Raw genomic sequence first — 8,164 nt, 5'->3', positions numbered from 1 at the left:
TTCTGAGCGCGCCAGCGAGATCCCGCAGCAGCAGCGCGCCGGCCTCCGTCGCCAGGTCGGCAACGGCGACCTGCGACGGCAGCGCATCGGCCGTCGGCGTGTCCGCATCGAGCCGCGATGACCGCTCGTCGTCGGCGGCGCCCGGCGGCACCGCGAAGCGCAACGTCACGTCCGCTTCGTCGAGCAGACCGTTCGGCACCGGGAAATACTTGAGCAACGGATCCTCGCGATACTTCACCGCGAGGCGCTTCGAATACAGGTTCGCTTCGTGCTGCGCGCCCGCGAGACTGTCGAGGAACGCGGCGGCAATATCCCGCAGATTGGTCATCGGTGTTCTCCTCTAACCCGCGCCGGCAGGCCGGCACGGGTGGGTTGTCACATCGGACGGATCAGGGCTTGGCCTGCAGCGTGAGGCTCGTGGACACACCGGCGCCGTCGATCGTCGCGCTGACGGTCACGACCGACTTGCTGCTGTCGTCGAGCGCCTTGCAATCGATCTCGACCTTGCCGTCGGCATCGGTCTTCGGCGGATCGCTCGTCACGCTCTTGCCGTTCGCCGTGACCTCGAACGCCGTGCCGCTGGCGTCGAACGCAAACCTCAGCTCGACATCCGCCGCTGGCGTGCCGTCCGGCCGCAGCGCGGTCAGCACATCCTTGTCGGAAGCGTCCTTGGCGATCGAGAGTGTGGCCTGCGCGCTCTTGAGCGACGGCGCCGACGGCGGCGGCAACCGGTGCAGCACGCGCACCGGCACGACGACCGTCTTTGCGTCGGCCTTGCCGCCGTCCGGCGCGGGGATCGACGCGGACACCGTCAGGTCGATTGCCTGCGCGTCGACCTCGCCCTCGGCCCAGAACAGGACGGAGAGCGAACCGTCGCCGTCGGTCTTGAACGACGCGATCTTGCCCGCTTGATCGAACGGGATGGTCGAACCAAACGGCGCGCGACTCATCCGGAACTTGTCGGCGAGCGCGGGATCGATCTGGAACACGACTTCCGTATCGCCGGCGAACAGACCGCTCGAATTCTGCAGGCGCACCTGCAGCATCTGCTGCTGCGCCGGATCGCCGGACATCACGGTCGACAACGCCGGGCTGACCTGCATGTCGCCGTTGCGGCTCGCACCGGTCGCGGCGCTCGACAGGATGTTGAGCACGGTCGCGAGCCCGGCCGGCACGCCGGCCTGCGACGCATGCACGAACACGTCCTGCGTGTACTCGACCGAATAGCGCGAGTCCTGCGTCGCTTTCGAATCCTTCTTGCTCGAGTAGCTGGCCTTCATCTGCGCCGACAGGCTGAACGGCCCCCAGCCGATCTTGCCCTGCGCCGACAGTTCGCCTGCGATCGCTTCGGACTTCGACTCTTCCGACGTCGACGACGCAGCAGCATTGATGTTCGCCTTGAACTGGATCGTCACTTCGTCGACCAGGATCAGCGGGACCGGCACGATCGTCAGCAGCGGCACGATCAGCTTCACCATCTGCCCGTCCTTCTGGTACAGGAAGGTGACGTTGACGGCCTGCTTCACGCCGTCCTTGTCGGTCGTGAGGCCGACCTTGTCGATGAACTCGTAGGTGGATTTCGCGGCCATCGCCTGAGCGGTGATCGCGGCCTGCAACGGACCGCCGATCAACGCGCTGTAGTCGATACCGTTCAACAGACTCCGGGCGGACTCGGCCGCCGAATTGTCAACTGGCATGATTGATCTCCTGTGATTTCGGTTCCGCACGCGCCGCCGTGCTGTCTCGCCGGCGCGTGCGGTACGTCACGCGGCGGCCGCGCCCGAACGGGCGGCGGCCGGGCTGCTTTACGCGTGCGGCGGGGGCGGCGGGGGCGGCGGACGCAGGCGGAAGCGCATCCGGTCCGGGGTCAGTTCCGCGCTCACGGTGTAGTTGCGCCAGATCGCGAAGCCCGTCAGCAGCGCGAACGTGCTGACCGTCGAGACGATCACACCGCCGTAGATCGCCGGCCTGGACACCGGACGGGGCGGCCATGTGAGCAGCGCGGCGTCCCCTTCCGTGTGATCCTCGGCGGCCCGCGATTCGAGCAGCCTCGTCCACTCCTTGACTTGCGGCGGTTCGGTGACGTCGACCACGAACTCCCCGGTCGACACATTGACGAGTTGCGCCACTGCGACCTGCGTGGCGCGATCGTCCTTCCAGATAATCGGACTCTGACTTTCCATTTTTCACTCCTTTTCATTTCGAAAATCGGGTGAATTCGCCCTCGGAATATCGCGCATTCGCCCGTCCGTGAGCGAATGCAATGCAATATCCGCTCGGCATTCAAATTGCGCCGAATACGAATACCGCTCAATACCTCCGATTGCGTAGCGAAAATACGGATCGCCGGAATCACAATTCGCGACCGATTTTCACCAGACGGGCAAGTTCGTGAATGGACAGTTTGTGCATGATGTTTTCACGATGCTTGCTGATCGTGCGCGGGCTGACATCGAGCAATCTTGCGATTTCCTTGCTCGCGAGACCGGCGCCGATCAGGCGCAGCACATCCCGCTCACGCGGCCCGAGCGCGGCGATCTTCGCAAGGAGAGAGGTCGTCCGCGAGCGGCGGCGCGTGTTCGACCGCATAGGCCACGAGTTGCGCGGTGCCCGTCAGGCCGAGCTTGCGCACGATGTTCGCGCGGTGCTTGCGCACCGTCATCGGCGCGGCCCCCAATACCGCGGCAATCTCCGTACAGCGCATCCCCCGCGCGATCAACGACACGATCTCGCGCTCCTTCCTCGTCAGAGAATCGCTATCCATTCACAATCCCCGGAATTATTTTGATTTCTCATTGATCCGCGACGCATGGCCAGCGTCATGAATGCATTTCATGCGTGGCACGCACACGAAACACAAAGGCATATTGAATCGGAATGCGTGAACGATGCGATGCGGTTTTTTACGGATTTTTTCAATATCGATCGACAAGCACGGCAGTCGTCCGGCATGCGGGAACCGGAACACGCCATTACGGCGAGTTGGGCATAATGGCGTACTGCTTTCGGCACCCCACCGACCTTTCAATCAGGAAACGTCATGTACCCACCGATCGAACCCTACGCCCACGGCCATCTCGACACCGGCGACGGCCACCGCATCTACTGGGAGCGCTGCGGCAACCCGGCCGGCAAGCCCGCCGTGTTCCTGCACGGCGGCCCCGGCGCCGGCTGCAGCCCCGACCATCGCCGTCTGTTCGATCCGGAGCGCTACGACATCCTGCTGTTCGACCAGCGCGGCTGCGGCCGCTCGACGCCGCACGCCAGCCTCGAGAACAACACGACGTGGCATCTGGTCGCCGATATCGAGCGCCTGCGCGAGATGGTCGGTGCGGAAAAGTGGCTCGTGTTCGGCGGCTCGTGGGGCAGCGCGCTGTCGATCGCCTATGCCGAAACGCACCCCGAGCGCGTGAGTGCGCTGGTCGTGCGCGGCATCTTCACGATGCGTCGTTCGGAATTGCTGTGGTACTACCAGGAAGGCGCGTCGTGGCTGTTCCCCGACCTGTGGGAAGACTTCGTTGCACCGATTCCGGAAGCCGAGCGCGGCGACCTGATGGCCGCCTACCATCGCCGGCTGACCGGCAACGACGAAGCGGCAAAGCTCGAAGCCGCGCGCGCGTGGAGCATCTGGGAAGGTCGCACGATCACGCTGCTGCCCGACCCCAAACTCGCCGCGCACTTCGCGGACGGCCACTACGCACTCGCGTTCGCGCGGATCGAAAACCACTACTTCGTGAACAAGGGCTTCGTCGAGGAAGGCCAACTGCTGCGCGACGCGCATCGCCTCGCCGGCATCCCGGGCGTGATCGTGCAGGGCCGCTATGACGTCGCGACGCCCGCGCGCACCGCATGGGATTTGTCGAAGGCATGGCCGGATGCGACGTTCGAGATCGTGCCCGGCGCCGGGCATGCGTACAACGAGCCGGGGATCCTGGAAGCGCTGGTCGCGGCAACGGACCGGTTCGCCGCGTAAGCGCTGTCAACGCAATGCAACGCGGTGCGTTCGGCCGTGCCTGCCGGCACGCTCACGCACCGCGCCTGTCAAAGCGACGCTTCGACGATCGCCTTGTCGCTGATCGCCCGCTCGACGAGCTGCTCGTCGCCAACCTTGCGGATCGCGTCGTCGAGCAGCCCTTCCGGCGCTTCGGTCGCCACCTTCAGCAGGCCCGACAGGCCGCGCGCATCGAGCACCACCAGCGTCTCCATCGAATCCGCACGGCTCACGAGCACGCGGCGCCACGCCGGGCCCGCGCCGAAGCTCGCGCAGAGCGGAATCGTCTCGCTACCGAGCATGTAGTCGAAGGTCTTGATCATGATTCGCCGCCGTTGCAAGGGAATGGCGATGCGCGACGGTGCGGCGCCGTGACGTCGACGCACCCGCGCGTGCCGCCGGTGCCCCGGATCGAGTCCGATCCGTTCGCCGGCATGACCATGCTAGGCGTGCAGTATTAACGAAGACTTAAACGGCGAATCGCGCGGGAATGCGGCATACGGCATGCGTTACGGCGCGTCGAGCGGCTCCACCGTCACGCCGACCTTCAGCTCCTGATCCGCACCGCCGCCGCGGATCACGCCACGCAGCGGCGTCACGTCCGCATAGTCACGGCCGATCGACAGCATCACGTAGTCGTCGCCCGGCGCACGATCGTTGGTCGGATCGAGTTGCAGCCAGCCGTTGTCTTCGGGCCAGGCCGGGTCGTACACCTCGACCCATGCATGCGACGCGTCGGCGCCGATCAATCGCGGCTGCCCGGGCGGCGGCTGCGTGAGCAGGTAGCCGCTCACGTAACGCGCGGCCAGCCCGAGCGAGCGCAACGCGCCGATCATCACGTGCGCGAAATCCTGGCACACGCCCTTGCGCAAGCGCAGCGCATCGAGCGCCGACGTCGTGATGTCGGTGCTGTTCGGCGTATACGCAAAATCGGCATGCACGCGCCGCATCAGCTCCCACGCGGCCTGCACGAGCGGCCGCTGCGGCGTGAAGCTCGACGCCGCATACGCGGCGAGTTCGGGATCGCACGCGACATGCGGCGACGTGAACACGAATTCGCTCGCCGCGTCGTAGGGCTGCCCTGCGCGGAACCGCAAGCGGTCGCGCACGGCTTCCCACGCCATCGCCTGTTTCCCGTCGGGATTCGCGATGGCGGGCGGCGGCTCGCCGCGCGCACCGCGCGACCACACGGGCGGCGTCACGCGTACCGTGCTGCGGCTGCGCACGAGCAGTGCGTCGTGCGGCTGGTTCAATGCGAACGATGCGCGTGCGTTGCCGAATGCGTCGATCTCGGTACCAACCGATTCCGGCGCGGGATCGATGTCGAGCGCGAACGACAGCACCTGCTGGCGCGGCGTGACGAGCGGTTGCAGACGTGCCTGGTGCTGCGCCGATTCGACGCGCGCGGCGTAACGGTATTCGGTATCGTGCGTGACGCGCAGCAACCGGCCCGGCGCAACGTCAACCTTTGCGGCCGGCGCCGATGGCGGTGCCGATGTGTTCCGCGCATTGCCGGATCCTTGTGACGCTTTCGCAGCGCCTTTCGTCGTCACCATAGCGTCCTGCCCGCCTCGCGCACGTGGCTGAAATAGCGCTCGCCGATCCGGTTCGACAGTTCCCAGACCGCCTTCACCGTCGTGTCGAGCGCATCGAGCAGCTTGTCGTGCCGGCCGCCTTCGGCCGTCTCGCACAGCTCGTGCAACGACCACGCGGGGACGTCGGGAATCGTCTCGGCCAGCTCGGACAGCGCGTAGCCTTCGCTGCGCTCGACCTTCGTCAGCCGGCCGCGCAGCGCCTGCACGACCCAACCGAGCGAGCGCGGGTTGTCGGTATCGAGCACGACGAGCGACAGCAGCGGCGCGACGTCGAAGCCGCGCTGGAACCGCGAACGGAACGTGATCGTGCTGTCGAACAGCTCCAGCACGAGTTCGAAGCCGTCCTGCCGGTGCACCGCGCCTTCGTCGAACGCGGCCTTCAGCACGCTGCACAGGAAGTCCAGCCGATCGATCTGCCTGCCGATCGACAGCAAGCGCCAGCCGTCGTCGCGCGTCATGTTGTCGGTCTGCGCGCCGGTGATCGCCCCGAGCAGCAGGCCAAGGCGCTCAAGCAACTGCAGCGCCTCGTTGCCGATCTGCTCCTCGGCTTCCGGCTGGCCCGCGCTGTCCGCGAACAGCTGGGTCGCGTCGTCGATCAGCCGCCACTGATCGCTCGACAGCCGTTCGCGGATCGCGGCCGCCGCGCCGCGCATCCCGAACAGGCACGCCGCGATGCCGGAGGTGCGATCCGCGCCGCGCGTCAGCGACGTCGCGAGCGTGTGCTGGAACGCGCGCGGCGCATCGACGGCGTTTGGCGCATCGGCCGCGATCAGGCCCGTGTCGCGGCACAGCGTATCGAGCAGTTCCAGGTGCGCAGGGCTATCGACGTCGTCCTCACCACGCAGCCGTTCGAGCGCGGCACGCGCGAGGCGCATCAGGTTGGTCGCGCGCTCGGTATAACGGCCGAGCCAGAACAGGTTCTCGGCCGCACGACTCGCGATCGCGCGCGGGCGTTCGACGAGGTCGTCGGGGCCGAGGTGCGTCTGCAGCAGCGTCGTCGAATCGACGATGCCTTCGGTCATCACCCATGTATCGACGGTGCTGCCGCCGCGCGGCATCGGCGCGTTGAACAGCGTGTCGCGCGTGCCGACCCGCGACAGCCCGCCGGGCAGGAGCCGCCAGCGCTGCGCACCGTCGGCGAGCGCGAACACGCGCATCAGCACCGGCTTCGGCACGATGCGCGCGCCGCCGTTGCCGTCGGGCGCATCCTGGCGCGGCCAGGTCGGCGCCTGCGACAGCGGCAGGTCGGCCTGCACCGTGTAGTGTTCGGGCCGCGCGAGAATCCGCGCACGCCACTCGGCCAGCTGCGCCTGCGTGAGCCGTGCGCCGATCACCGGCTCGAACGCGCCGCCGGCCTGCACGTCGGGTGGATAGGATGCCTTGACGATGCTGCGCGCGAGCCGCGGCAGCGCGTCGTCGCACGCGGCCGCTTCCCCGCACCACCACGAATGCACGGCCGGCAACGTCAGCGTTTCGCCGAGCAGCCCTTCCGCGAGACGCGGCATGAAGCCGAGCATCGCCGGCGATTCGAGGAAGCCCGAGCCCGGCGCGTTCGCGAGCAGCACGTTGCCCGCGCGCACGGCCTGCAGCAGCCCCGGCACGCCGAGCATCGAATCGGGTCGCAGTTCGAGCGGATCGAGCCACGCGTCATCGACACGCCGCAGGATGCCGTGCACGGGTTCGAGCCCGCGCAGCGTCTTCAGGAAGACGCGGTTGTCGCGCGCGGTCAGGTCGCCGCCTTCGACGAGCGTGAGGCCGAGGTAGCGCGCGAGATACGCGTGTTCGAAATACGTCGCGCTGTGCGGCCCAGGTGTGAGCAGCACGATCCGTGAATTCTTGCGGGCCGGGCTGAGCGCCTGCATGCTCTGCAGCAGCGCGCGGTACGCGGACGCGAGCCGCTGCACGCGCAACCCGCGAAACCCGCGCGGAAAGAGCCGCGACACGATCAGCCGGTTTTCGAGCAAGTAGCCGAGGCCGGCCGCGCCCTGCGTGTGCTGCGCGACGATCCGCCACTGCCCGTCCGGGCCGCGCGCGAGATCGAACGCGACGACATGCAGCCAGGTATCGCCCGGCACGCGTGCGCCGCGCATCGCGCGCAGGTAGCCGGGATGCCCGGTGACCAGCGCGGGCGGCAGCAGCCCGCGTTCGAGGATCGTCTGCGGGCCGTACAGGTCGGCCAGCGTCGCGTTGAGCAACCGCACGCGCTGCAGCACGCCACGCTCGATCGCAACCCAGTCCTCGGGCGTGACGATCAGCGGCAGCAGGTCGAGCGACCACGGGCCGGCCGCGCCGTCGCCGGCGCGCTGCTCGTGCAGTTGATAGAACAGACCGTTCTCGCGCATGCGCCGGTGCAGCGCGTCGGCGCGGCGATCGAGGCCGGCCACGCCGTCACTGCCGATCGACGTGAAGAAGCTGCGCCACGCGGGTGCGAGCGCAGGCGCGTTCAGGCCGGCCGCGCTGCCGCGCAGTTCGTCGTAGCGACCGGCGGCGGCCGGCGCCGCGAGCGCGGCGGCCAGTTCGGCGGCATCCGGCTGCGCGCCGGTATCGAAAAGCGTGGGCATCGCGTCGGGGGCGGCGA

General features: G+C 67.7%; 9 protein-coding genes. 1 reads left to right on the top strand and 8 read right to left on the bottom strand.

Annotated elements, in window-relative coordinates; translation table 11 throughout:
- The 5 genes from G3O00_RS21925 to G3O00_RS21905 all read right to left on the bottom strand — a co-directional run.
- Positions 1–328, bottom strand: a 328-nt coding sequence (locus G3O00_RS21925) for a hypothetical protein (RefSeq protein WP_206144316.1), incomplete at its 3' end; no start/stop codon positions are given.
- Positions 329–389: 61 nt separating this feature from the next.
- Positions 390–1,697, bottom strand: a complete 1,308-nt coding sequence (locus tag G3O00_RS21920) for a DUF2589 domain-containing protein (protein WP_206144315.1) — start codon at positions 1,695–1,697, stop codon at positions 390–392.
- 108 nt (positions 1,698–1,805) lie between these two features.
- Complete coding sequence (locus tag G3O00_RS21915) at positions 1,806–2,183, bottom strand: hypothetical protein (protein WP_206144314.1); 378 nt, start codon at positions 2,181–2,183, stop codon at positions 1,806–1,808.
- A gap of 169 nt (positions 2,184–2,352) precedes the next feature.
- Positions 2,353–2,508, bottom strand: a complete 156-nt coding sequence (locus G3O00_RS43455) for a LuxR C-terminal-related transcriptional regulator (protein ID WP_011355525.1) — start codon at positions 2,506–2,508, stop codon at positions 2,353–2,355.
- Between the two features lie 7 nt (positions 2,509–2,515).
- The gene (locus G3O00_RS21905; protein WP_174930370.1) at positions 2,516–2,764 is read right to left on the bottom strand and encodes a helix-turn-helix transcriptional regulator; all 249 of its coding nucleotides are present in this window, start codon (positions 2,762–2,764) and stop codon (positions 2,516–2,518) included.
- A 276-nt stretch (positions 2,765–3,040) separates the two neighbouring features.
- Here G3O00_RS21905 and pip point away from each other — a divergent pair, with 276 nt between their 5' ends.
- Positions 3,041–3,973, top strand: coding sequence for a prolyl aminopeptidase (gene pip, locus G3O00_RS21900; protein WP_174930371.1), 933 nt, complete (start codon positions 3,041–3,043; stop codon positions 3,971–3,973).
- A 68-nt stretch (positions 3,974–4,041) separates the two neighbouring features.
- On the opposite strand, the gene G3O00_RS21895 is transcribed toward pip, so the two are convergent.
- The 3 genes from G3O00_RS21895 to G3O00_RS21885 form a co-directional block, all read right to left on the bottom strand.
- A complete protein-coding gene (locus G3O00_RS21895) occupies positions 4,042–4,314 on the bottom strand; it encodes a hypothetical protein (RefSeq protein ID WP_206144313.1) in 273 nt (90 codons plus the stop codon).
- Between the two features lie 186 nt (positions 4,315–4,500).
- A complete protein-coding gene (locus tag G3O00_RS21890; RefSeq protein WP_206144312.1) occupies positions 4,501–5,547 on the bottom strand; it encodes a transglutaminase family protein in 1,047 nt (348 codons plus the stop codon).
- Positions 5,541–8,147, bottom strand: a complete 2,607-nt coding sequence (locus G3O00_RS21885; protein ID WP_206144318.1) for a circularly permuted type 2 ATP-grasp protein — start codon at positions 8,145–8,147, stop codon at positions 5,541–5,543. Before G3O00_RS21885 ends, G3O00_RS21890 begins: the two co-directional genes overlap by 7 nt.
- Positions 8,148–8,164: the final 17 nt, after the last annotated feature.

Origin of the sequence: Burkholderia sp. Ac-20384 (assembly GCF_017104605.1) — a bacterium.
Classification (GTDB): Bacteria; Pseudomonadota; Gammaproteobacteria; order Burkholderiales; family Burkholderiaceae; genus Burkholderia; species Burkholderia lata.
This window is presented reverse-complemented; position numbering and strand designations above follow the sequence as displayed.

What these genes read in the sequence shown, in the direction of transcription:
- G3O00_RS21920 (WP_206144315.1), bottom strand. Translation starts at nt 1,697, where the DNA reads ATGCCAGTTGACAATTCGGCGGCCGAGTCCGCCCGGAGTCTGTTGAAC.
- G3O00_RS21915 (WP_206144314.1), bottom strand. Translation starts at nt 2,183, where the DNA reads ATGGAAAGTCAGAGTCCGATTATCTGGAAGGACGATCGCGCCACGCAG.
- G3O00_RS21905 (WP_174930370.1), bottom strand. Translation starts at nt 2,764, where the DNA reads ATGGATAGCGATTCTCTGACGAGGAAGGAGCGCGAGATCGTGTCGTTG.
- pip (WP_174930371.1), top strand. Translation starts at nt 3,041, where the DNA reads ATGTACCCACCGATCGAACCCTACGCCCACGGCCATCTCGACACCGGC.
- G3O00_RS21895 (WP_206144313.1), bottom strand. Translation starts at nt 4,314, where the DNA reads ATGATCAAGACCTTCGACTACATGCTCGGTAGCGAGACGATTCCGCTC.
- G3O00_RS21890 (WP_206144312.1), bottom strand. Translation starts at nt 5,547, where the DNA reads ATGGTGACGACGAAAGGCGCTGCGAAAGCGTCACAAGGATCCGGCAAT.
- G3O00_RS21885 (WP_206144318.1), bottom strand. Translation starts at nt 8,147, where the DNA reads ATGCCCACGCTTTTCGATACCGGCGCGCAGCCGGATGCCGCCGAACTG.